Origin of the sequence: Blastopirellula retiformator (assembly GCF_007859755.1) — a bacterium.
GTDB lineage: Bacteria > Planctomycetota > Planctomycetia > Pirellulales > Pirellulaceae > Blastopirellula > Blastopirellula retiformator.
In genome coordinates this window covers 500,628-521,921 of record NZ_SJPF01000002.1, presented here as the reverse complement: position 1 = coordinate 521,921, position 21,294 = coordinate 500,628, and the positions used below count along the sequence as shown (strand labels likewise).

Here is a 21,294-nt window from a genome sequence, read left to right as displayed (position 1 = left end):
GGAAGGGCAAAACCATGTCGCAATCGATTCAAAACCAACTCGACGCCCACGGCGCCAAGCCGCGCGATCTTGATATTACGTTACCCGGCGGCAAGCTCCGCTTGCGCGACGCGTCGGTCGAAGCGGTCGGCGTTTCGGCCAGCGGCGCCCACTACGCGCCCAACCAAGACTGGAACGTCAGCGGCGAGTCGGGCCAACAACTGGCCGGCAAGCTGAAAGACCGCGTCCACTATCTGCTCGAACCGCTCGAGGTGATTGAGGTCGAGGCCGAGTCGATCCTGCTCCGCTCGGACAAACCGCACCAGTCCGAAGACGAGCGAAGCTATTACGAAGGGTGGGCCCGGCCAGACGGTTTCGACCTGCAGCGCTACAAGGCCGCCCCGAAACAGACCCGCGAGTCAGCCCCACTGCGCATGACCCGCGACGTGGTCGAACGTTTGGCCCGCGATCTGGATAGCCTGGCTGGCGAGTAAGATTCAGAGAGGAATGGGACACGGAGGCCACGGCTGAAGAACTCGAAGAGACGCGGTCAGAAGCGGGAAGGCGGTGGTTGGTATTCAACGCAGTCGAGCCAAATTCAGAAAAATGCCGTAAATCGGACTGTCTGCAACGGTTAATCGGGACTATTCGGTTGTCTTCTTACCGTGTATTCCGTGCCTCTGGCCGTGCCCTCCGTGTTCCATCGCTTGGATCATCAAGCAGGGCATCTACTTCTGAAGAGGCGTGCGATTTGCTACGATTTGGAGGTCGTCTTGAACTGCATCCTGTCTTCTAGCAAAGCTGTTTTCGCATGAGTCACGGTCGCCCAGGTCAAACGCCTCCCCCGCCGCCATCGATTGTCCCGACCGAAGGGTGGCATTGCGCACACTTCTACTATTCGTTCGATCGGGCGATTCTCGGAGCGTTTGACGCCGACGAGATGGAAGCGGGCCGAGCCGAGCTGATCACGATCTTGAATCCGGACGAAGGGCTCGTCGAGCGGCTGCAGACGTCGATCGTCAGCGGCCACAAGGCCGATTTCGGCGTGATGATGATGGATCCCGATCCGTTGAAGATCGACTCGATCCACCAGGCAGTTCTCGCCTCGACGCTGGGACCGGCGACTCAAGCGACCTACTCGTTCGTCTCGATGTCGGAAGTTTCGGAATACGTCCCGTCGGTTGAGCAGTATGGCGAGCGGCTGGTCCGCGACGGCGAAGTCGCCGGCAGCGAAGCGTACGAAGCCAAGGTCAACGCCTACCGTCAGCGCGAGCCGATGATGCGCAAGCAGCGGCTGACGCCGGAGTTCCCGCAGTGGCCGGCGACTTGCTTCTATCCGATGAACAAAAAGCGAAAGGTCGGCGAGAACTGGTTCACGCTTCCCTTTAGCGAGCGGAACTCGCTGATGGCCGAGCATGCCCAAAGCGGCATGCAGTTCGCCGGCCGGGTATCGCAGTTGATCACGGTCAGCGTCGGCCTGGACGACTGGGAATGGGGCGTCACCTTGTGGGCCCGCAATCCGGAATACCTGAAAGAGATCGTCTACAAAATGCGGTTTGACGAAGCGAGCGCCCGCTATGCCGAGTTCGGACCGTTCTACACCAGCTATGTCAGCACGGCGGAAGAGATGCTGAATCATTGCCACGTCCGTTAATCGGGACGGGGCGCTGTTCCGCGCATAAGGCGAACGTGATGGCCAAAGACAATCGTCCGCTGCGACTTTCCGATGTCGCTCGTCCCGCTTTGGGCGAAGGGGAGGCCAACCCGTTTGCCGAACGCCATGATCCCAAGGTGGAGGCCGAGTCGACGTTCGCCGCTGGCGAAACGTACCGCGCCGGCGACTACGAAGTGACGGTCGGGCATCGCGGCGGATTATTGCTGCTGCTGGGACTGGTGGGCCTCGTCACGTCGATCACGCCGCTGGTGATGGCGTTCTTCTTGCCGGAAGATCGCGTGCTGTTGCTCATCGTGCAGCCATTCTTGGGGCTGCTGTTTGGGGCGCCCGCCTGGCTGTTGGCCCGCGGCGATCTGAAAGCGATGAAAGTCGGCGCGATGGACAACAGCGGCAGGATTCGAACTCGCACGGCGATGATCTTCGGCGCGATCGCCACGGCCAGCGTCTTTCTGATGATCCTGGGGGTGATCACCTGGATCTTTGCCAGCGTGTTGGGCATCCAAATCGGCTAGAGCGTTTTTCTGATAGCGGTATCGTTTCTGGCGCCGGTGAGGCAAGCTGGTCAACGCCGACCAGCGCGGGCGCAACCAGCCAGAACGCTACAGATTGAAGAAAACCGCTCTAGTTCGAGTGAGACTTCCGCCGCTGAAGATCGAGCCGCGGATGGATGCTTCCAGCGGACTTCGTCGGCCCAGGTAGCGGGAGCTACCTGGGCTAACCAGTTGGTGCTTGGGTTACTCTTTATCCGATTCGGCGGGCGGGGCGACGGGGGCCGGTTTGTCCTTCGCCTCTTCCATCGGCATCGGGGTCGGCTTTTCGATCGGCATTGGGTTATCTTCGTCGATCGCCGGCTTGGCGCCTTCCTTTTTGAACTTCGGCACAAAGAACAGCCGGACCTTGGTTCCTTCTTCGGGAATGCGATCGGTGAACGCCTCGAAGGTTAGATTGGCGTTTTCCTGGCTGCTTTCGACCGGCAGGTCCAGGGTGGCCGTCATGAAGTTGCTGACGCAGACCAGATCGCCTCCTTCGGCGGTGTAAACTTCTTCGCCGGTCCGTTCATCCTTCCAGAAGTAGCTGCCGGCAAAGACCCAGTTGGTCTGCAGGGTCTCTTTGCCGCCCGACTTGCGGATCCAGTCTTTGGCGTTGGCGATCTGCGTCTTTCCATTATTGTCCTTCCACTGGACATAGATTGCGATTTCTTCACCGGTCGCCGGCGAGAACTTGGGCGAGAACTTGACCGGCTTCCCTTCGACGGCACCGATCGCGTTGAGGCCGGCGTGCAGCATCATCGCTTTGATCGGCAGCGAAACGATCGACTCATGCTCTTTGGTTCCCTGCAGGCAGGCGAACATTTCGAGCGTCCCTTTCCGCAGGCAAATCTCCCCGTCCGCGATCACCATTTTGCGGCTGGGATCAAACCAGATCGGATGCTGGTCCGACAGTTTGCGGACTTCCGACTTGGCCGGGGGTTGATCTTTGGCGTCCGGCGCTTCTTTTTGGGCCGAAACGACGGAAACGACGCCCCAAAAAATGAGGCAGGTGGCGGCGATGTGGAAAGTACGCATGACGAAGCCCCAATTTCTGAGCGGAAGGGGGAAGGCAATCAAATGGCACACTGTTAAGATAATGCGGTTCCGCGTTTTGGTCTACGTCGACACTATTTCGTTTCCCAGTACGAAAGACGCAAAGAGAAAATGATCCAGTCAACCGCCTCGACCCACTCGATGGGCGTCGCCACGGAAGAATCGGTTGCCGAAGGCAAAAAGTGGGCTGTCTGCGCCGCGAAGTTTCGCCGCCGCTGCAAGCTCGACGACTGGAAAAGCTGGGCCAACTACCTGACCGAGCGAAAGCTGCCGCAGCCGCTGCAAGAGCTAGTCTCCGGCAAGAAAGAAACGCCGCTGGCCTGGGCCTATTTGCCCGACGAGTCGATCGACGGGCGAACCTTCGACTGGGTCGAAGTGTTAAGCAAAGTGGCTCGCGGCAAGTCGGTCAAACAAGATTGGCAAGCGACCGCCGACCTCTGGCTGGCCGAAGCCGGTAAGCGGGCCGACGAGCGGAACCTGGGAATCGAAATGCTCGCTTGGGCGCACGCGCTGCCGCAGTTGGCTGGCAAGCTGAGCGAAGCGACCTGGTGGAGCCTGCTGTCGCATCTGCAGCAAGCGGCTCAAGATGCGCTGGGCGCCAATTTTGAAGATCACGTGCCGGAGCAGTTTCTCGCCGGCGAATTGCCGCTGACGCTCGCCTATCAATTTCCGGAGATCAAAGCGTGTGCCGAGCTGGCCAAACCGTCGGCCGCGGTGATCAGCGACGGCATCGACAACTTGCTCGATGGGCAGGGGATGCCGTCGGTCGCCAACCTGCCCAACTTCCGCGGTTTGCTCGCCTGTTGGACGCGTTCGCTGGTCCTGGCCAAAGAGATCAAAGAAGCGAAGATCCACAAGGATGCGGCGCTGCAATTTTCGTGGGCCGTCCGTCAGGCGATTCGTCTGACTCAGGCCGACGGCAGTCAGATGCTGTCCGACGGCATCGCCAGCCGCTACTCGAAACATCTGTTCCAAACGGCGCTCGACGTGGCGCAAGACGAAGAAGACTTGCAGATCGCCGAGTTCGCGCTCCCCGGCAAGTCGACCAAAGAAGACGTTTCCGACTGGTCGCTGGGCGAATCGTCGTACGAATCGGAATGGTCGGAGTTGGCTGTGCTGCGGACCGACTGGTCGAAGCGTTGTCCTCGGATCGCGATCGACTATTCAGGAGACGACGTTCGGGTTGAATTGGCGTCGGAAGGAGAGATCTTGGCGGCCGGTTTGTGGAAGCCGCGGATTTCGCTCGACGGTCAAGAGCTGGCCTGCAAAGACGAGTGGCAACAGGTGGGGTGGCTGACCGACGACGATGGCGACTACCTGGAGCTGGAAGTTACCTTGAGCGGCGGACATCGTCTGCAGCGGGTTTTCTTTCTGGCGCGCGAAGATCAATTTTTGCTGGTTGCCGACGCCGTTTTGCTCAAAGACGCGTCGGGCAAGCTCGAATACGAACTGCCGTTGCCGTTGGCCGGCGAAGTTGAAACGACCACCGCCGATGAGACGTGCGAGATCGATCTGAAGAAAGGGAAGGGGTGGAGTCGCGTGCTGCCGCTGGCGCTGCCCGAGTGGCGAATTGACACCAGCCGCGGCCGCTTTGAGCGCGAAGAAGGTCAGCCGATCCTGCAGCTCAAGATCGACGGGAAAAACCTTCACGCCCCGCTGCTGTTCGATCTGAAGCGGAGCCGCCGACTGAAGCATTACACCTGGCGTCAGCTGACCATCGCTGAGAACCTGGAGATCCAATCGCGCGAAGTTGCGGTCGGATATCGGTTCCAGCTGAGCGAGACGAATTGGATGATGTATCGCTCCTTCACCGAGATCGCCAACCGCACCATCATGGGCGTGAACCTGACTGCGGAAAGCGTCCTTGTGCGGTACGATGGCGACGAAGGGCTGACCCGTTTGCTGGAAATCGAGCACGCCGAGTCGGAGTAAAGCGGGACCAGGCATGCAAGCGGCTCAGCAACAGCGACTGTTAGAAAACCTGACGCAAATTCGGCTGCGGATTTCGGACGCCGCAGCTCGAGCGGGCCGGGCTGCAGAAGAGGTTCGCTTGATTGCCGTGACCAAATACGCGGCGATCGAGACCGCCGCGGCGCTGGTCGAGCTCGGCTGTCACGATCTGGGCGAAAGCCGGCCGCAGCAACTGTGGCAGCGGGCGGAAGAGTTCGCCGATCGCGACGTCCGCTGGCACATGATCGGGCATCTGCAAACCAACAAGGCGAAACGAACCGCCCCGGTCACCTCGCTGCTCCACTCCGGCGACAGTCTGCGATTGCTGGAAGCGCTTAGCGCCGCCGCCGTTGACCGCCCGCTGCCGATCTTGCTGGAAATCAACATCTCGGGCGACGACGCGAAACACGGCATCGCCCCCGACGACGCGGCGAAAGTGCTGGATGCGGCGGCGAAACTACCCCAACTAGAGATTCAGGGACTGATGGGGATGGCCGCGCGGGAGGGTGGCGTCGATGTCGCCCGGCGGAACTTTGCGGCGCTGCGTGAGCTGCGCGATTCGTTGGCGAAAAACGCCCCGGATAAGGTTGCTTTGGACGAACTCTCAATGGGGATGAGCGGCGACTTTGAAGCGGCGATCGCCGAAGGGGCCACGATGGTTCGGGTCGGTTCATCGCTGTTCGAGGGAATCTAGCGGTGATTGATCTTCAGCCGCACGATCACGGCGTTCTGCTGCCGGTCCGCGCACTGCCAGGCGCGAAGAAGAACGAGTTGCGTGGAGAGCAGGAGGGGGCGCTCAAGGTCTCGGTCACCGCCGCCCCAGAAGATGGCAAGGCGAACAAAGCAATCGTCCAGTTGCTTTCCAAACAGCTGAAGCTTCGCAAGTCGCAGCTGGAGATCGTCTCGGGACTGACCAGTCGGCAGAAGAAGGTGCTGGTCGCGCGTATTGAAATGGACGAGCTGCGAGAAAAGATCGCCGCGGCGCTGCAAACCGGTTAAACAAAAAAAGGGGAGCCGACATGCGGCTCCCCTTCGATTGCTTCTTTGATCGATCGATTGCGGCTATTTGGCCAACGCGTCGTCGATCGCTTTCTTCAGTTCAGCGACGATGTCGACCTGAAAGTCTTCATCCGGAATGCCATGTTCGTCGCAAACTTTTTTGGTATCGGTGATGAACGCCTTCAGCTCTTCATCGGTGACGTTCTGTTTGATTTCCCAATCCCCTTCGGCGTCACGCGTGGCGACATTTTCCATGGCCGGGTCAAGCTCTTCCATGGTGATCGTCTTCTCAAACAAGCCATGAGCGGCGCGATCGAGCGTCTTCTTGGCGTCCGCTTTCTCTTCGTCGGTCAGGCCCGAGTTCTGGATGTAGCTCGATTGGATAACCATCACCGGAATGGCGGAGATGACGGGCGAATCTTGCAGGTTCTCGAAGATCCTGCCGAACTGTTCGTCGCTGATCTCGCCCGACTTGTAGCCGGTCGCGACGCGATCGATCTGTTCTTTCAAGCCGACCTTCTGGTCTTCGGGAAGTTGCGAATCGTCGATGGCTTGCGTCGCGACGCCAGCGACCAGGTCAACGCCCATCGACTTGAGGTTCGACAGCACGTAGTAGCCGACGCCGCAAGCGATGACAACCAGGACGATAATCGCTACCAAACATCCAAGCAGTACTTTCGGTACGGCGCTGCCGCCGCTCTTTTGTGGTGCTTCTCCTGTCGCCATGCGTCGCTTCTCCCTGAAGTCTTGATTTTGTGTGGGGCTCGTATCGGAACAAGGATCCATTCGCCACAAGGGACGATATCTTGCCGACAATTTTCAAATCATAGCACCTATTTAGGGCGCGCTTGAAGCGGACGGGCGCGTCATTTTGCGGAATTTGTCGGAATGAGCCGCCAACTGCCTCAGAATGCCGCTGTTCGCCGCGAGACCCAAGCGCATGCAAAAACGCCGCTGAAAAATTCCCAGCGGCGTTATGATTTGGTCAGGTGGACGAAGGCCCGCTTACCAGTCCGTTGATTTTCTCAACGGGCTGCTGGATCGCAGGGATGCGATCCCAAAATAGCGACGTAAGTCGTTATTTCGCGAGCCGCGAAGAGCTACGCTCTGAGCCTGGCGAGGTTGGAAAATGCCACGAGGGCATTTTTCAACAGGCAGTTAGTCGAAGTCGTAGACGATCTTCAAGATCTTCAGTTCGTAGGCGCCCTTGGGAGCCTGAATCTCGACGACGTCGCCCACCTTATGGCCGAGCAGACTTTGGGCCATCGGGCTGTCGATGAGGATCTTGTTATTCATGAAGTCCTCTTCGCCGTTGCCGACCAAGGTGTAGGTTTCTTCTTCATCCAGGTCGAGGTCTTCGACGGTGATGGTGGCGAAGAAGCCGACGGTCGATTGGTCGATCGACGCGGGATCGATGATGTAAGCGCGGGAGAGCTTGGACTTGATGGCGTTGATCTTCGCCTGAATCATGCCTTGCGATTCGCGTGCGCCGTGATACTCGGCGTTCTCCTTGAGGTCGCCTTCTTCACGCGCGGCGGCGACTTTTTCGGTGATGCGAGGCATCTCGACCGTTTCGAGATGTTCGAGATCCGCTTTGAGCTTATCAAAGCCTTTTCTCGACATCGGATTGCGATCTGCCATGCTCGACATTAGAACTCTCCCGCAGCTGAAAAAAAAATGCGACCCTCCCCAAAGGATGGTCGCCGCTTGGTTGCAGTTTTCCCCATTATTGGTAGTCCAGCGGGAAGTGTAAAGAGAGCTTCACGAATCCACGCTGTTTGGCAGGCCAGGGAGCGGCCCTTGCCAATTTCGCCCTATTCTCCAGGCTGAAGGTAGAGCATCGCTCCGCAAGAGGAGCAGTAAACGATCCGCCCCATCAGCAAGTCCTGGTACGCCTGGGGACGCATCGAGACGTAACACTGACCGCACTCTTCTCCGTCGACCATCGCCAAGGCGTCTTCGCCGCGTGCTTTGGAGAGCCGTTGATAATCGGTGCGAACTTCGGGCGGCAACTTTTGCTCGACCTCGGCCAGTTGCGCTTGGGCGACGGCGACTTCCCCTTCCAGCACTTCCCGTTCGGCGTCGGCGGCGTCCTGAACTTTTTTCAGCTCGGCTTCGCCGGCGGCGACGTTCAGCTTTTCGCTCTCGGCCTGCTCGGTCAGTTGGTCGATCTTCTCGAGCGCTTCGAGAACCTCGTCGGCCAAGACGCTGTTGGCCATTTCGGCCGCGGCGATCTGATCTTTGAGGATCTGGTATTCCTCGTTGGTTTTCGCCTCGTTCAACTTCCCTTGCGTGTTGACGATCTTCGCTTCGCTTTCTTTCAGCTGAAGCTGTTTGCGGTCGGCGGTCAGCTTGGTCTTCTGAATGGCGTCTTTGGTCGCGGCCAAATTGGCTTCGATCGCGGTCAGTTTTTGCCGGGTGACCGAGACCCTCGCTGGACCGCGCGCCAGACGGGAGCGGAGCTCAGACAGTTGCTGGTGGATGCGATGGAGTCGCGCCAGCGTTTCGCCAAATTCTTTCGCCACCATTGACGGAAACCTCGCACGGGAAATGAAACCACACGCTTAACTGCCTGTTGGAAAATGCCCTCGTGGCATTTTCCAACCTCGCCAGGCTCAGAGCATAGCTCTTCGCGGCTCGCAAAATAACGACTTACGTCGCTATTTTGGGATCGCATCCCTGCGATCACGCAGTCCGTCGAGAAAATCAACGGACTGTTAATGCTAACATTCCCCCCAAACCCCGAATACCAGAGCGCGTAAAAAAGCCGCCCGGCTTCACCAGGCGGCTTTGCGAAATTTCAAGTTCCAGCGGGGATTGGTGGCGCGACTATTCGGCCGCGGCGCCGGCCAAAAAGCCTTCCAGCTGTTGGCTGCGAACTGGATGTTGCAGCTTGCGAACCGCCTTGGCCTCGATTTGGCGGACGCGTTCGCGGGTCACCTTGAAGATCCGCCCCACTTCTTCCAGGGTGTACGTGTAGCCATCCCCCAGACCGTAGCGAAGCTTGATGATTTCCCGCTCGCGATAGGTCAGCGTCTTCAGCAGACCTTGAATCCGATCACGCAGGATCTGATTGGTGGCGCTGCGGATCGGCGTTTCTTCGTGGCTGTCTTCGATGAATTCGCCAAAGCTGCTGTCTTCGCTTTCGCCAATCGGGCGATCGAGACTGACCGGCTGACGGCCAATGTCCATCACGCGGCGAACTTCTTCGATGTCGATCTCCGAGCGACGGGCGATTTCGTCCATCGTCGGTTCGCGACGGAGTTCTTGCAGCAGACGCTTCTGCACGTTCCGCAGTTTCGACAGCACGTCGATCATGTGAACCGGAATGCGGATCGTGCGAGCCTGATCGGCGATCGCCCGGGTGATCGCCTGGCGAATCCACCACGTGGCGTAGGTCGAGAACTTGAAGCCGCGACGATATTCGTACTTGTCGACCGCCCGCATCAGGCCGGTGTTCCCTTCCTGAATCAGGTCGAGGAAGCTCAAGCCGCGATTGCGGTACTTCTTGGCGATCGAAACGACCAACCGCAGGTTGCCGCTCGACAGTTGACGCTTCACCCGTTCGTATTCGTCGAACTGCTTGCGATAACGTTCGCAACGCTGACGCAAACCGCGGGGGCTTTCCAGCGTTAGGATCATCAGGTCGCGAAGTTCTTGACGCAAGTTGGCGCGTTCGTCTTTGAAGGCCGATTGATCTTCGATCGCGTCCAGGCGGCGGCGGATTTGCTCCATCCGATCGGCGAAGTCCTCCAGTTGTTTCATCACCGGCAGCACGCGACGCGTACGCAGGCTCATCTCCTCGACCAACTGCAGGCACTTCTGGCGACGACGCATGAAGCGACGCTTGGCGGCGATGCGATCTTCGCGTGAGGTCGACTTGCGAAGCAGGATCTTGAAGTCGCGCTGGTTTTGCTCCAGCAGGTGATTCAGCGTCTTCAGGTTGTGCGGCATGCGGGCCTGAATCTGCTCTTTGGTCAGCTGTTCGGTCAGCGACACTTTGATCGTGCGATCAAACGGCAATTCGCCTTTGTGGACCTTGGTCAAAATTTCGACCGTCGTCCGCATCGCAAAATCGCAGGCCAACACCGAGCGGCGGAACTGCTTGCGAGTGATTTCGATCTTCTTGGCCAGGGCGATTTCCTCGTCACGCGACAACAGCGGGATCGAGGCCATCTGCGACAGATACATCCGAATCGGATCGTCATTCGCCTTGGAGATTTCTTCCGGGACGAAGGTTTCGGTCCCTTCTTCGTCTTCCAGCGCTTCGCGAAATTCCTGGGCCGACGGCGCGCGAGAGGTGGGGGCGTCGTCAAAGTCGTCTTCCGGAGCGGTCGTGACCAGCTCGATTCCCTTGTGCTCCAGCTCGGTCAGAAGCTTGTCGAGCTTCTCCGGAGTGGACGCCTCGTCGGGGAGGTAGTTGTTGACTTCGTCGTAGGTGAGATAACCCTGGGTCTTGCCGCGCTCCATGAGCGCAATCAATTCCTGATCACAGAATTCCACGTGAAAAGCCTCCTTGCCTTTCAAGTTCATCCGATTGTAAGCCGTCGAAAGAGCGTGCGGGCGCCGATTCAACAGGCAGTGCGTCGACAGTTCTACCCGTCCGTGGGAGAAACGATTCCCTGTCGACTTCGTTGACGTTCGATCATTTGTTGCAGGAGATCCATCTCGTCCTGCCCCTCGATCGTCTTGTCATCGAGAGCGGCAACTTTGTTGCGATGCTCTCGTTCTTCAAAGCGGCGCTGGTAGTCCGCAATGAATGATTTCAGCAGCGTTTCGGGATCGGTAATGTTCTTCGCCGCCGCTTGCTCGTCGAGTTCCACCAACAAGCCTTTCAGCGACTCCGATTCAATCCCGGTCAGCACTTGATTGAATTCGACCGACGCGCCGTCCTGGCAAGCGTCGATAAATGTCTGATATAGCCGTCGCGCCCCTTCACTGCTCATGTCGTCAACGCCGATCTCGTCGGCGGCCAACATGGTCAGATCGGGCTGCACGGCCAATACTTCCAGGAAGTTGCGATCGTACGGATTCAGGTCCCCGGTACGCAGCTTCAGGTTTTCTTCCTCGTGATCGATCGGCGAATGATCCGAGACGGCGTGCGTCGCGCGGCGGAGGGCCGATAGACGCTTGCGCAGCTCTGGCTCATCAACTTCAAACTTGCGAGCCAAGCGGCTGAGAAACTGGTGTTCTCGCAGACGAACTTCCGAACCGGCGCCATCCTGCAGGCGCGGGGCGCGAGCCATCGTCGAGAGCAAGCTCTCCAGCGCTTCGTTCGCTTTGTGTAAATCGCGGCGAACGTCGACGCCGGCAGTGGTGATCCGCAGTTTGTGCTCCAACGCGTCGACCGCCAGTTCCAAGGCGCCGTTGAACGCGTCGACGCCGCGCTGCTGCACGAAATCGCACGGGTCTAGCTGATCGGGCAGGGTGACGATTCGCAGGTCGGCTTGTTCCGAGACGAACAGTTCCAAAATGTCGTTGGTCCGTCGCTGGCCCGCTTCGTCGCCGTCGAGCAGCAGATAAATGCGGTCGGCATAGCGACGCAGCAGATGAATATGTCGTTGGCCCAGGGCCGTTCCCAGCACCGCCACCACGTTGCGGATGCCGGCTTGCTGCAGCGCGATCACGTCGGTGTACCCTTCGACGACGATCGCCGCTCGCGATTCGACAATCGCGTCGCGAGCCAGATCGAGGGCGTACAGATTATCGCTCTTCGAGAAGAGCTTCGTTTCGGGCGAATTGACGTATTTGGCCGCCCGCGGATCTTGGTTGCCCGGCAGGATACGACCGCCGAAGCCAATGGTGCGGCCTTGCACGTCATGAATCGGAAAGATCACCCGGCCCTTGAAGCGATCGTACGGCTTGCCCGAGTTGCTGCTTAGTCCGATCAGGCCGGTCTTTTCTAGCACGGCGGTCGAGAACTCGGTCGAGCGCGCCTGGTCGACCAGCCACTGCCATTGATCGGGGGCGTAGCCGACGTGGAAGCGATTGACCGAATCTTGCGAAATGCCGCGGTCGTGGCAGTACCGCCGGGCGGCGTCCGCCTCTGGAGCATTCGCGAGATACTTCATGAACAACCGTTCCGCCCACGCGGTCGCGGAGAACAGCGTCTTTTTGTCGTTGGGCGAGCCCGGCTGCGTGGGGCCCGCTTTGGTGAGCGAAATGTTGGCTCGTTCGGCCAGCAGCTCCAGCGCTTCCCGAAAATCGATCCCTTCGCGACGCATGACAAAGCTGAAGACGTCTCCGCCGATGCCGCAGACCCAACAACGCCACGATTGTCGGTCTGGGTTGACCTGCAAACTGGGGCGACTGTCGTTGTGCCAGGGGCAGAGAGCCAGATAGATGCGACCTTGGCGCGTCAGCGGCAAGTAACCGCCCAAGACATCCGAGATATCGGAGGCCTGGCGTACTTGCTCGCGTGAGTCGTCCAGTGTCACGTTGAATTCCCTTTCTTCTGCCGGAGGAAAAATTTCCTCACTCGTCAGCTACGGCGATTGGCGTCTTTTGAGTCGGCTCCTTGCCAGGCTCAAATGCGACGTAAGTTGGTCGCCGTATTCGCCTTCCATGGCGAGTGGGAGCAATTTATGCTTTTTGGCGATTCCGAGTCAAGTTGAGTAATTCAGCTGCCGACACGTTTTTTGCCAGCGATTGCCGATTGCTCTTAAGTCTATTGTCCAGCACAATTTGGAAAGAGCAAGTCCCATGCGGAAACCACGGACCAGCAGATGACGCCCAAGTTTTTTCCCCCCGCCGATTCGGCCGACGAGCAAGGTCTGGTCATGATCGGCGGCGATTTATCGGCCGAGCGGCTGCTAGATGCATACGCTCATGGGATCTTCCCGTGGCCGATGTGGGACGACTGGCTGCCGATGACCTGGTTTTCGCTCGATCCCCGGGCGATTATCGAGCTGGACGGGCTGCACATTTCGCGGCGGTTGGCCCGAACCCTCCGCAGCGGGCAGTTCACCGCGACCTGCGATCAGGCCTTTGCGGATGTGATGCGGGGGTGCTCGCGTCGCCGCAAGAGTGGCGATGGAACTTGGATCACCCCCCACATGTTCAAAGCGTTCTGCAATCTGCATGAAGAGGGGCACGCCCACAGTATCGAGGTCTGGCAGGGGGAAGAACTGGCGGGCGGCATCTATGGCGTCAGCGTCGGCGGGGCGTTCGCCGGCGAGTCGATGTTCCATGAGGTAACTGACGCGTCGAAGGTGGCGTTGGCGACGCTGATCGCCCATCTCAATGTCCGTGGCTATCAACTCTTCGATATTCAGCAATGGACTCCCCATACCGGGCGAATGGGAGCAAGCGAGATTTCTCGTCGCATCTATCTGCAGCGACTTGCCGAGGCGGTCCGTCTGCCAGTCCAGTTTGGCGGTGAACTCGAATTCGCGGCTGCCGACATTCCGCAAATCCTGGCTTCTTTGCCCGAGTAATACAGCTTGCCGGCGTGCTTCGGAATGCGAGCGGTTGTGCAGTTAAGCTCCCGAAAAGAGATCGGGAAAATAGTCGATGCAGCCAGTTTTTGGATGGAAACGGTCGACGATTCCTCTAAGTTGGGTCTTACGGGACTTTCCTCGAATGGTGCGGGCCGCCGATAACTGCACTGACGTATTTGGAGCAAATGGACAATGCGTTTGAAAATCGTCGCCACAACCTGCATCGCGATCGGCCTTCTGATGTCGACGGCCAGCTCTCATCTCTTTGCCGATGTGATTTTAGAGAACTCCGCCACCGGCGGCGACATTGGTCCTTTTGGTCTTTCCGGCAGCCAAACCTATGGTCAGGTCTTTACGGCGCCGATCACCGGCACGCTTGACTCGTTTACGATCTATTTGGTCAGCGGCGTTGGCGAATTGCATGGCGCTGTCGGCGAGTGGAACGGGCCAGCGACGTTTGATACCGGCTATGGCGAGTCATACAACCTTTACACGAGCGCCACCGATGACTCCATTGTTGGGGGAGCCTACACGTTCTCGCCGAACGTCAGCGTCGTGGCCGGCGAACAATACGTCGCCTACCTTAGCGTCTATGGCGATTCGCCGACGGGATCTACTGACGTAGCGTTGGGGACGAGCGAGCCAGGGATCGGGTACTTTGCTTGGAATCACTCAGGCGACCCTCAGAATGACTCGGCGTGGGACTACGGGGCGAATGTCGGAAACCTGCGTTTCTCGGCGTCATTCTCGCCAATCACCGTGCCGGAACCGTCGTCGTTGACGCTGTTGGGGATGGGTGCCGGCGTGCTGGGCTTGGTCGTCGTGCGGCGTCGACGCCGCGCCAAGCGAACCGCTTAGCCTGCAGACATCATTCGTTGGCGGAGCAGGTCAAGCGCCTGCTTCGCTGCGCGAGGTCGATGGATTTCGGGATGGCCGACCGTTTGCGACGCGTTGCTGATCACCCCTTGTTGATCGGCGACGGCAAAGTGGTAGTTGCCGCTGTCGTCGATGGGCCCGATCGCCACGCCATAATCGCTCGCCGATTCGGCTTTTATCTTTTGAGCCGCCTGCTCAGCCAGCGCCTGGCTGCTCTCGCCCCCCTTGTCGACGTACGCTTCCAACTGCGGGGCGATACGGCCGCCGCGAAATTGAGGAGCGGCGGTCGGCGATTCGCTCAGCAATAGTGCGATCAAGCCAGCAGTCGCCGACTCGCAGCAGGCAACCGTCTGATTGGCCGCCGCCAGCATCCGGCCAACCGCATCTTGCAGTTCGTCGCCGGTCTCGCCAAAGACCAGCGGGCCCAGGATCGTCCGGATCTCATCCAGCGTCGGCTGGGCTTGTGCCTGGCACTCGACGTCATCTTTGCCGTTGGTGGTCACCCGCAGCGTAATCGTCGCCTGATGCACGGTGATGCCGACCTGCGGCTCGCGACCGCGGCGGATCATGTCCGGCAGCATCTCTTCTAGCCGACTTTCGCCCACGCCAAAACATTTGAGTTCGTAGTGGCGGATTACCTTGGTCGGCGCGGTCGAAGTGCCGCCTATCGCGGCCGCGACCGTCTGCGCCCACATCTCCTTCAGTTCGATCGGCACGCCAGGCAGCGCGAACAGCCGCACCGTGCGGCCGCTGCGATCGAGCGTCAAATCGATGCCGGGCGCGGTGCCGTTGGGGTTGGGGATCACCTGGCAACCGGTTGGGAACATCGCCTGGACGCGATTGCGCTCGGGCATCGTCGTCCCTCGCGAGGCGAATCGCCGCTCGATCTGCGCCAGGCTTTCGGCGTCCAGCGCCAAAGGTCGTTCAAACGCCAGTGAGATCGCCTCGCGGGTCAAATCGTCGGCGGTTGGGCCCAGGCCGCCGCTGACCAGGATGATTTCGGCTCGATCCGCGGCGATTCGTAGACAATCGACCAGCGGCGCCAGATCATCGGCGGCGGTCGTATGAAATCCAACCGAGATGCCAAGATTTCCCAGCTGCTGGCTGAGCCACTGCGAGTTGGTATCGAGACGTTGACCGCTGGTAAGTTCGTCGCCGATCGCCACGATTTCTGCACGCATGCGAAAGATGTCCCAAGGGGCTACAAGAGAGGAAGTAGCTCAAGTTTCGGCCAGCGGCCAGAGTCTGACAAGTCGGCGTCGCCAGCGAAGCGACAAGAATTCGGCAGCCGAACGGGAACGTCTCATCCAGGGCTGGGCGTCTGCCCCGGCGCCCAACCTTGGAATAATACTGCGAGTCATTCGCCTCGAAACCCGTTATTGCTGGCGGCGAAGAGCCTTGGAGGTTTGCTCTTCGCTTTGTCGGCTGCGTAGCTGCACGATGACGTTTCGGGGGATGACTTGAGCGAGATTACGAATCAGCAAGGCCAAGTTTACGAAAGCCCAAGTGTTGGTGACTTCGCTCTTGCACTTCTGCAATCATCCCGATTTTTTGGGGGGAAACAGCGAGATGGGAATATTGCGGCCTGCCGAACGCCGACTGCGCGGTTCCGCCTTCTGGCCGCGCGATCGCGCAGGTTCCTGCCATGCCAAGCGGCGTCTACTAGCCGAAAGGCGAACTCGCCGTAAGCGAACCAGGCGAATCAACGCGGCAAAGGTCGCTAGCCGGCAAATCTTTGCGAGGCGCTATGACGATGCGTCATTAGGGCGAAAGCCGCCCCGGAGCGTCGATTCCTTCTCCTTGGCTCCGGCCTGCTGCCGAAAAATCCTTCTGCGCCCCCTCATGTGTCTCTCCGTGAGCGACCGAAATGAACTCTCTGATCGAAGAAATCCAAGCGGGCGGCGATGCGCGCCGAGCGTTCGAAGCGGCGGTTGCCCGCGTCAAACAAGATCTTCCGAGCGTCCTGCGCGAGCTGCACCAGGGCGAGTCGCTTGATGTGATCGATACCCTGCGCGGCTTGCAGCCTGATCCGCTGACCGAAAGTTTGACGGCGCCGATGCGGGCCTGCCGTCAAGGTTGCGCCGCCTGTTGCTTTACGGTGGCGATCGATGTGACGCCGCTCGAGGCGATCGCCGCCGCCGAGTACGTTGCGATGTGCCTGTCGCCTGAGCAAGTCGAATCGGTGCGCGACCGGCTCGAGAAGCTCGCCATTCGCCGCGCCATGATGACGCGCGAAGAGTCGCAAACCAAACGCCTCGGCTGCGGACTACTCGGCATGGATGGCGCTTGTATGATCTACCCGGCCCGGCCGCTGGTCTGCGCCGGCGTCCATTCGTTCGATCAGCAGGCCTGCGAGTCGGCGGCCGAACTGGTAGCGCTCGAACAAGCCGACGGCAAAGTGCCGATCGATCGCGCTGCGAAGGCGGCGACGATGGGCGTCTCCGGCGCCTTGCAGCGGGCCTTGGTCGCGGAAGGGCTCGACGGCAATCTGTACGAACTGAACTCGGCCGTGCTCTGCGCGTTAAACGCGCCCAACGCTTGGCGGCGGTACCTGGCCAAGGAAGACATCTTCGCCGCGGCCCAATGCACCGAGGCCCACTCGTGGCCGCGACTCGACGCCCCGCATACCAGCGTCAAGAAGCCGCACTTCCTGAAAAAAGCCCGCCGCCGCACCAACCGCCGCTAGGCCATCAATATGGCGCCATGCTCTTGTTACGCCATCACCTAAACGTCGCACAACTGCACCGCCGCTTCCAGCGACGCGACCATGTCTTTGTTCCGCGGGATGAACTCTTGGCCGACGTAACCTTGGTAGCCGGTCGCAACGATCGCTTTCATAATCGCCGGGTAGTTCAGCTCTTGGTTGTCGTCCAGCTCGTTGCGCCCCGGCACGCCGGCGGTGTGGTAGTGGGCGATGTAGTCTTTGAACTGATTGATCCGGACGATCACGTCCCCTTCCATGATCTGGGTGTGATAGATGTCGAAGAGGATCTTCAGCCGCGGCGAACCGACCGCGTCGCACACATCGGCCGCCCATTCAATCGTGTCGCATTGATAGCCGGGGTGTCCCTTCATCTCGACGTCGACCCGCGTGTTGAGCGGCTCGATGCAGACGTTCACGCCCCGCTTTTCGGCCAGGCCCATGATCGTCTTCAGCCCGGCGACCATTTCTTCTTTCCTTCTTCGTCGGTCAGCTCGTTTTGCATGCCGCTAAAGGTGATGATTGCGGGGAAGTTGGCGTCGGCCGTGGCGTTGATGTTCTTGGTCATGATCTCACGGCAGTAGTCGTGGTTGGCCGGGTCGTTCCAACCTTTGACGAAGCCGTGCGAGCTGGTCAGCGCACAGACCAGGCCATGCTTCTTAAGCGTCGGGAAATCCTTCGGCTGCAGTAGCTCGATCGACTTCATCCCCAGACGCGTGGCGTGCCCGCACAAATCTTCCAGCGACATCGGCTTGAAGCACCACGGCACGATCGATTGATTGATCCGGCCATTTTTGACGCCCGGCGCCACCTTCGCCTCCTCCGCCTTGGCGACCGAGTTGAGCGAAGTCGCACAGGCGCCGCCAACGGCGCCAGCCACACCGGCGGCCAGCATCGAGCGGCGAGAATAGCGAGCGTTCTGGTCGTCACGAGAGGGGGGATTCATAGCGGATATCCATTGGCGGGTGGGTGGGTCAGGAACCGTTCTAGCCTAAACCGCCACGACGTAAGGTGCAATTCCTCGGCTTGCATGGGGCTTAGCTGCCTGTTGAATAATGCCATCGTGGCATTATTCAACCTCGCCAGGCTCAGAGCGTAGCTCTTCGCGGCTCGCAAAATAGCGACGTAAGTCGTTATTTTGCGATCGCATCCGTGCGATCACGCAGTCCGTCGAGAAAATCAACGGACTGTTAGCGACATTGTCAACGCCGCCGCGCCCCGGTTTAATGAACCGACCGAAATCACCACTGACGGAGCCAAAGGAACGACCTCTCATGGATTTTTGCGAAGGATTTGAGCATTTTGTGCGGACGCAGGAACCGTTGGCCTCGTACGCGTGGCTACGGATCGGCGGCACGGCGGAGTATTTCGCCGAACCGAACAATACCGCGGAGCTTGCCGCGCTGCTCAAACGTTGCCGCGAGCAGGAGAAGTCGGTCCGCTTACTAGGGGGGGGATCCAATCTGCTGATCCGCGACGAGGGAATCAGCGGCGTTGTGGTCCGGCTGAGCCATCCTTCTTTCTCGAACATCGAAGTCGACGGCGCCAGCGTCCACTGCGGCGGCGGCGCTCGTCTGGCGAGCGTCGTTTCGACCACCGTCGGCCTCGGCCTGGCGGGGCTTGAGTCGCTGGTCGGCATCCCCGGTACCGTCGGCGGCGCCCTCCGCGGCAACGCCGGTAACAATGGCGAAGACGTCGGCCGCTGGGTTTCGAGCGTCGACGTCATGACCGCCGATGGAGAAGTCAAAAAGTGTGCCGGCGGCGAACTCCGCTTCTCGTATCGCGAAAGCAACCTCGACGAGTTCGCCATCCTCGCCACCCAGCTCAAGCTCGAAACGGGCGACGCCGCCGAACTGACCCGCCGCATGCAAAAGCAGTGGATCGTCAAACGAGCCGCCGAGCCGCTGCCCGAGCAAAACATCGCGATCCTCTTCCGTAATCCGGCCGACGTCAGCGCCGCTAGCTTGATCGAGCAAGCAGGCCTCCGCGACGCTTCGGTTGGCGCCGTCAAGCTATCGGATCGCAACGCCAACTTCGTCGTCGCCGGGCCGGGCGCCAAAGCGACCGATGTGCAGCAGCTGATGGAACTGGTTCGCAGCCGCGTGCACGAAGTCTTCGGCATCGAGCTGACGACCGGGCTTACCATCTGGTAAGCCCCGACGACCCGATGATCGAGGGGCGAATGCAGCGCCTCGTTCGTCTTTGGCAAAGCGAATCTAAGGGGAACGCAAGCTCCGTTAGATTCTGGTCTGGATGGTCTAATGTTCGAGATATCCCGCGGCCGATTTTATCGAATGAAGGTTTGTCGTTCGCTGCGATCGCGGTGACGGCGGCCTGATCGGCCAGCGGCATCTTCTCAAGTAGGGAGCAACCAGGGGTGAGTCGTCCGACGCGCAACGCCGCGCCAACGCGTTTCGGTTTGGCCGATCCGCTGGGGCGCCAGCTTTGGATCTGCGCCTTGATGGTCGTTCTCTTCATCGGCGGCGCGGTCGCGCTTTCGCGTTCGGTCAAGTCGAACGAAACAGAAGACCTGTATGTGGTCAACAAAGATCGCATCTCCTTTAGCTCGCCGCCTGACTGGATCGACCAGGGAGTGCTGCAGCAAGTCGCCGAAGTTCTGTTCGCCGACGAAAAAACGTACGATGTCCGTGATCGCGACGTCACCCAAACGATCGCCAAGGCGATCGAAGGGGCCGAAAACCCCTGGATCAAGTCGGTCGACCGGGTCGTCAAGTATTACCCGACCAAGGTTCTGGTCGACGTTCAGTATCGTCAACCAGTGGCGATGGTCGAAGTCAAAGGGGATTTTCGGGGAGGCGCCAAATGGGGCATGGTCCCGGTTGATATCGATGGCGTCATTCTGCCCGGTGACGGCAATGAGTTTCTGGTTGAGAACGCCAAGTATTACCCCAGGATCAACATCGGCGGCGCCGCTCCCGAAGCGACCAAAAAGCCCGGCCTGCCATGGGGCGACGATCGCGTCGCCGAATCGGCCCGCATCGCGGCGGCGCTGGGCGGAGTTTGGTCGCGACTCGGCTTTCACCGCATCGTCGCCGCCGGCAGCGACGAAGGCCGCAACATTTATGAACTGCACACGGTTGAAGGCGGCCATCTGATCTGGGGCAGCGCCCCCGGCGCCGAACGTCCCCACGAAAACAGCGCCGCCCAAAAAGTCGGCATGCTGGTCGCGATGCAACAAACCCAAATCGCCGCCGGCCAAATCGACCTGAGAACCCCGGCCGAACTAAGCGCCAACACCGCACCCGCCGCCCGGTAGCAATTCTCTACCTTTGCGCCATGCATTCTCCCTGGTGCCATGTTCTTATCGCGTCTTCGCGAGAAGAGCGTGTCTTAGCCCCGCCCAAACCGCCGCAAGCAACCCGACTGGACCGCCGGACTGGACCGCGGCGCACATTTTTCCTCAGCCCCAACGGGGCGAACTAAAGCAGCCCGGGGGTGAAGCCGCCCCCGGCGACGCAGCCCCGGGTCACCACGGCCAATCGAACCGAAGCCCTGAAAGGGCGATCTAACGACCCAACTCAGCAAAAGGACTGGACCACCGCGCGCACTTTTTTCACTCGGTAGTGGACTGGACCAAACTGTTTTTTCTCCAGAACCGGTAAATCAATTACCCAAACTGCCGCGATGGGCCCCTAAACACCCTGGTTGCCCCATTCTGTGAACCACCCCCGCGCACTTTTTCGCATCAATGAGCCGCCAGCACCCCAGATGCATCCAAGTCCGCCGATGAGTGGACTGGACCGCGAAGTTTTTTTCGCCACCCATTAGCGCGCCCCTACAGGGCTCCCGCGAATTTCTCGGAGCGCCCAACCCCGGGCTACTTTAGCGCCGCCCCTTCAGGGCTGAGGACTGGACCCGACCATTTCTTTTTTTCACGCGCCGAAGTGGACTGGACCGCCCCGTTTTTTTCCAGGCCCGCCGAGGCGGATCCCAAGGAGAGCGTAACGCCGCTTCCTTCGCCCCCAAATTTTCAAAGAGCAAACGAACCGATCACGGAGCAGATAGCGCAAAACACTGCGCAGAAAACCACTGCCGCTCCAGCCAATCCGCACCCCGAAATCGACCACAAAT

The 21,294-nt window shown here is 59.7% G+C and carries 20 protein-coding genes; 11 read left to right on the top strand and 9 right to left on the bottom strand.

Annotated elements, in window-relative coordinates:
* Window positions 1-14 precede the first annotated feature (14 nt).
* The 3 genes from Enr8_RS09485 to Enr8_RS09475 all read left to right on the top strand — a co-directional run bounded on the left by Enr8_RS09485 (window position 15) and on the right by Enr8_RS09475 (window position 2,166).
* On the top strand, window positions 15-473 hold the full coding sequence (locus Enr8_RS09485) for a hypothetical protein (protein ID WP_146430804.1): 459 nt from the start codon (window positions 15-17) through the stop codon (window positions 471-473).
* A 317-nt stretch (window positions 474-790) separates the two neighbouring features.
* Window positions 791-1,633, top strand: coding sequence for a hydrogen peroxide-dependent heme synthase (hemQ, locus tag Enr8_RS09480; RefSeq protein ID WP_146430802.1), 843 nt, complete (start codon window positions 791-793; stop codon window positions 1,631-1,633).
* 38 nt (window positions 1,634-1,671) lie between these two features.
* The gene (locus tag Enr8_RS09475; RefSeq protein ID WP_146430800.1) at window positions 1,672-2,166 is read left to right on the top strand and encodes a hypothetical protein; all 495 of its coding nucleotides are present in this window, start codon (window positions 1,672-1,674) and stop codon (window positions 2,164-2,166) included.
* 222 nt (window positions 2,167-2,388) lie between these two features.
* On the opposite strand, the gene Enr8_RS09470 is transcribed toward Enr8_RS09475, so the two are convergent.
* Window positions 2,389-3,219 carry a YdjY domain-containing protein gene (locus Enr8_RS09470; protein WP_146430798.1) on the bottom strand — a complete coding sequence of 277 codons (831 nt, stop codon included), beginning with the start codon at window positions 3,217-3,219 and terminating at the stop codon, window positions 2,389-2,391.
* A 129-nt stretch (window positions 3,220-3,348) separates the two neighbouring features.
* Between Enr8_RS09470 and Enr8_RS09465 the strand changes: the two genes are divergently transcribed.
* The 3 genes from Enr8_RS09465 to Enr8_RS09455 are packed head-to-tail and all read left to right on the top strand — an operon-like array spanning window position 3,349 to window position 6,186.
* Window positions 3,349-5,169 carry a hypothetical protein gene (locus tag Enr8_RS09465; RefSeq protein ID WP_146430796.1) on the top strand — a complete coding sequence of 607 codons (1,821 nt, stop codon included), beginning with the start codon at window positions 3,349-3,351 and terminating at the stop codon, window positions 5,167-5,169.
* A 13-nt stretch (window positions 5,170-5,182) separates the two neighbouring features.
* Window positions 5,183-5,881, top strand: coding sequence for a YggS family pyridoxal phosphate-dependent enzyme (locus Enr8_RS09460; protein ID WP_146430793.1), 699 nt, complete (start codon window positions 5,183-5,185; stop codon window positions 5,879-5,881).
* Window positions 5,882-5,883: 2 nt separating this feature from the next.
* Window positions 5,884-6,186 (top strand): DUF167 domain-containing protein, encoded by a 303-nt coding sequence (locus Enr8_RS09455; RefSeq protein WP_146430791.1) that lies wholly within the window; start codon window positions 5,884-5,886, stop codon window positions 6,184-6,186.
* Window positions 6,187-6,249: 63 nt separating this feature from the next.
* Here the strand turns inward: Enr8_RS09455 and Enr8_RS09450 are convergent, their stop codons facing one another.
* From Enr8_RS09450 to dnaG, 5 genes are all read right to left on the bottom strand, one after another.
* Window positions 6,250-6,912, bottom strand: a complete 663-nt coding sequence (locus Enr8_RS09450) for a hypothetical protein (RefSeq protein WP_146430789.1) — start codon at window positions 6,910-6,912, stop codon at window positions 6,250-6,252.
* Window positions 6,913-7,344: 432 nt separating this feature from the next.
* Window positions 7,345-7,827 carry a transcription elongation factor GreA gene (gene greA, locus Enr8_RS09445; RefSeq protein WP_186767599.1) on the bottom strand — a complete coding sequence of 161 codons (483 nt, stop codon included), beginning with the start codon at window positions 7,825-7,827 and terminating at the stop codon, window positions 7,345-7,347.
* Window positions 7,828-8,000: 173 nt separating this feature from the next.
* Window positions 8,001-8,711: a zinc ribbon domain-containing protein gene (locus Enr8_RS09440; protein WP_146430785.1), complete on the bottom strand. Its 711-nt coding sequence runs from the start codon at window positions 8,709-8,711 to the stop codon at window positions 8,001-8,003.
* 304 nt (window positions 8,712-9,015) lie between these two features.
* Complete coding sequence (locus tag Enr8_RS09435; protein WP_146430783.1) at window positions 9,016-10,689, bottom strand: sigma-70 family RNA polymerase sigma factor; 1,674 nt, start codon at window positions 10,687-10,689, stop codon at window positions 9,016-9,018.
* A 92-nt stretch (window positions 10,690-10,781) separates the two neighbouring features.
* Window positions 10,782-12,623 carry a DNA primase gene (dnaG, locus tag Enr8_RS09430; RefSeq protein WP_186767539.1) on the bottom strand — a complete coding sequence of 614 codons (1,842 nt, stop codon included), beginning with the start codon at window positions 12,621-12,623 and terminating at the stop codon, window positions 10,782-10,784.
* 288 nt (window positions 12,624-12,911) lie between these two features.
* Here dnaG and aat point away from each other — a divergent pair, with 288 nt between their 5' ends.
* Together aat and Enr8_RS09420 are read left to right on the top strand one after the other, a co-directional pair.
* Complete coding sequence (gene aat / locus Enr8_RS09425) at window positions 12,912-13,622, top strand: leucyl/phenylalanyl-tRNA--protein transferase (RefSeq protein ID WP_146430780.1); 711 nt, start codon at window positions 12,912-12,914, stop codon at window positions 13,620-13,622.
* Between the two features lie 195 nt (window positions 13,623-13,817).
* Window positions 13,818-14,483, top strand: coding sequence for a PEP-CTERM sorting domain-containing protein (locus Enr8_RS09420; protein ID WP_146430779.1), 666 nt, complete (start codon window positions 13,818-13,820; stop codon window positions 14,481-14,483).
* Here Enr8_RS09420 and Enr8_RS09415 read toward each other — a convergent pair.
* Window positions 14,480-15,682: a CinA family nicotinamide mononucleotide deamidase-related protein gene (locus Enr8_RS09415; protein ID WP_146430777.1), complete on the bottom strand. Its 1,203-nt coding sequence runs from the start codon at window positions 15,680-15,682 to the stop codon at window positions 14,480-14,482. The two genes, Enr8_RS09420 and Enr8_RS09415, sit on opposite strands and share 4 nt — an antisense overlap.
* Window positions 15,683-16,368: 686 nt before the next feature.
* On the opposite strand from Enr8_RS09415, the gene Enr8_RS09410 reads away from it, so the two are divergent.
* On the top strand, window positions 16,369-17,187 hold the full coding sequence (locus Enr8_RS09410) for a YkgJ family cysteine cluster protein (protein WP_146430776.1): 819 nt from the start codon (window positions 16,369-16,371) through the stop codon (window positions 17,185-17,187).
* 38 nt (window positions 17,188-17,225) lie between these two features.
* On the opposite strand, the gene Enr8_RS26120 is transcribed toward Enr8_RS09410, so the two are convergent.
* Both Enr8_RS26120 and Enr8_RS26115 read right to left on the bottom strand, forming a co-directional pair.
* Entirely contained in the window at window positions 17,226-17,669 is a 444-nt protein-coding gene (locus Enr8_RS26120) for a TIM barrel protein (protein WP_246120018.1), read from the bottom strand.
* Complete coding sequence (locus tag Enr8_RS26115; RefSeq protein WP_246120017.1) at window positions 17,654-18,148, bottom strand: hypothetical protein; 495 nt, start codon at window positions 18,146-18,148, stop codon at window positions 17,654-17,656. Before Enr8_RS26115 ends, Enr8_RS26120 begins: the two co-directional genes overlap by 16 nt.
* Before the next feature lie 328 nt (window positions 18,149-18,476).
* On the opposite strand from Enr8_RS26115, the gene murB reads away from it, so the two are divergent.
* Together murB and Enr8_RS09395 are read left to right on the top strand one after the other, a co-directional pair.
* Window positions 18,477-19,355 carry a UDP-N-acetylmuramate dehydrogenase gene (gene murB / locus Enr8_RS09400; protein ID WP_146430774.1) on the top strand — a complete coding sequence of 293 codons (879 nt, stop codon included), beginning with the start codon at window positions 18,477-18,479 and terminating at the stop codon, window positions 19,353-19,355.
* Between the two features lie 224 nt (window positions 19,356-19,579).
* The gene (locus Enr8_RS09395; RefSeq protein ID WP_146430773.1) at window positions 19,580-20,479 is read left to right on the top strand and encodes a cell division protein FtsQ/DivIB; all 900 of its coding nucleotides are present in this window, start codon (window positions 19,580-19,582) and stop codon (window positions 20,477-20,479) included.
* Window positions 20,480-21,294 lie beyond the last annotated feature (815 nt).

Coding starts and splice junctions, on each gene's coding strand:
- Enr8_RS09485 (WP_146430804.1), top strand. CDS start 15: ATGTCGCAATCGATTCAAAACCAACTCGACGCCCACGGCGCCAAGCCG.
- hemQ (WP_146430802.1), top strand. CDS start 791: ATGAGTCACGGTCGCCCAGGTCAAACGCCTCCCCCGCCGCCATCGATT.
- Enr8_RS09475 (WP_146430800.1), top strand. CDS start 1,672: ATGGCCAAAGACAATCGTCCGCTGCGACTTTCCGATGTCGCTCGTCCC.
- Enr8_RS09470 (WP_146430798.1), bottom strand. CDS start 3,219: ATGCGTACTTTCCACATCGCCGCCACCTGCCTCATTTTTTGGGGCGTC.
- Enr8_RS09465 (WP_146430796.1), top strand. CDS start 3,349: ATGATCCAGTCAACCGCCTCGACCCACTCGATGGGCGTCGCCACGGAA.
- Enr8_RS09460 (WP_146430793.1), top strand. CDS start 5,183: ATGCAAGCGGCTCAGCAACAGCGACTGTTAGAAAACCTGACGCAAATT.
- Enr8_RS09450 (WP_146430789.1), bottom strand. CDS start 6,912: ATGGCGACAGGAGAAGCACCACAAAAGAGCGGCGGCAGCGCCGTACCG.
- greA (WP_186767599.1), bottom strand. CDS start 7,827: ATGGCAGATCGCAATCCGATGTCGAGAAAAGGCTTTGATAAGCTCAAA.
- aat (WP_146430780.1), top strand. CDS start 12,912: ATGACGCCCAAGTTTTTTCCCCCCGCCGATTCGGCCGACGAGCAAGGT.
- Enr8_RS09420 (WP_146430779.1), top strand. CDS start 13,818: ATGCGTTTGAAAATCGTCGCCACAACCTGCATCGCGATCGGCCTTCTG.
- Enr8_RS09415 (WP_146430777.1), bottom strand. CDS start 15,682: ATGCGTGCAGAAATCGTGGCGATCGGCGACGAACTTACCAGCGGTCAA.
- Enr8_RS09410 (WP_146430776.1), top strand. CDS start 16,369: ATGAACTCTCTGATCGAAGAAATCCAAGCGGGCGGCGATGCGCGCCGA.
- Enr8_RS26120 (WP_246120018.1), bottom strand. CDS start 17,669: ATGGTCGCCGGGCTGAAGACGATCATGGGCCTGGCCGAAAAGCGGGGC.
- Enr8_RS26115 (WP_246120017.1), bottom strand. CDS start 18,148: ATGAATCCCCCCTCTCGTGACGACCAGAACGCTCGCTATTCTCGCCGC.
- murB (WP_146430774.1), top strand. CDS start 18,477: ATGGATTTTTGCGAAGGATTTGAGCATTTTGTGCGGACGCAGGAACCG.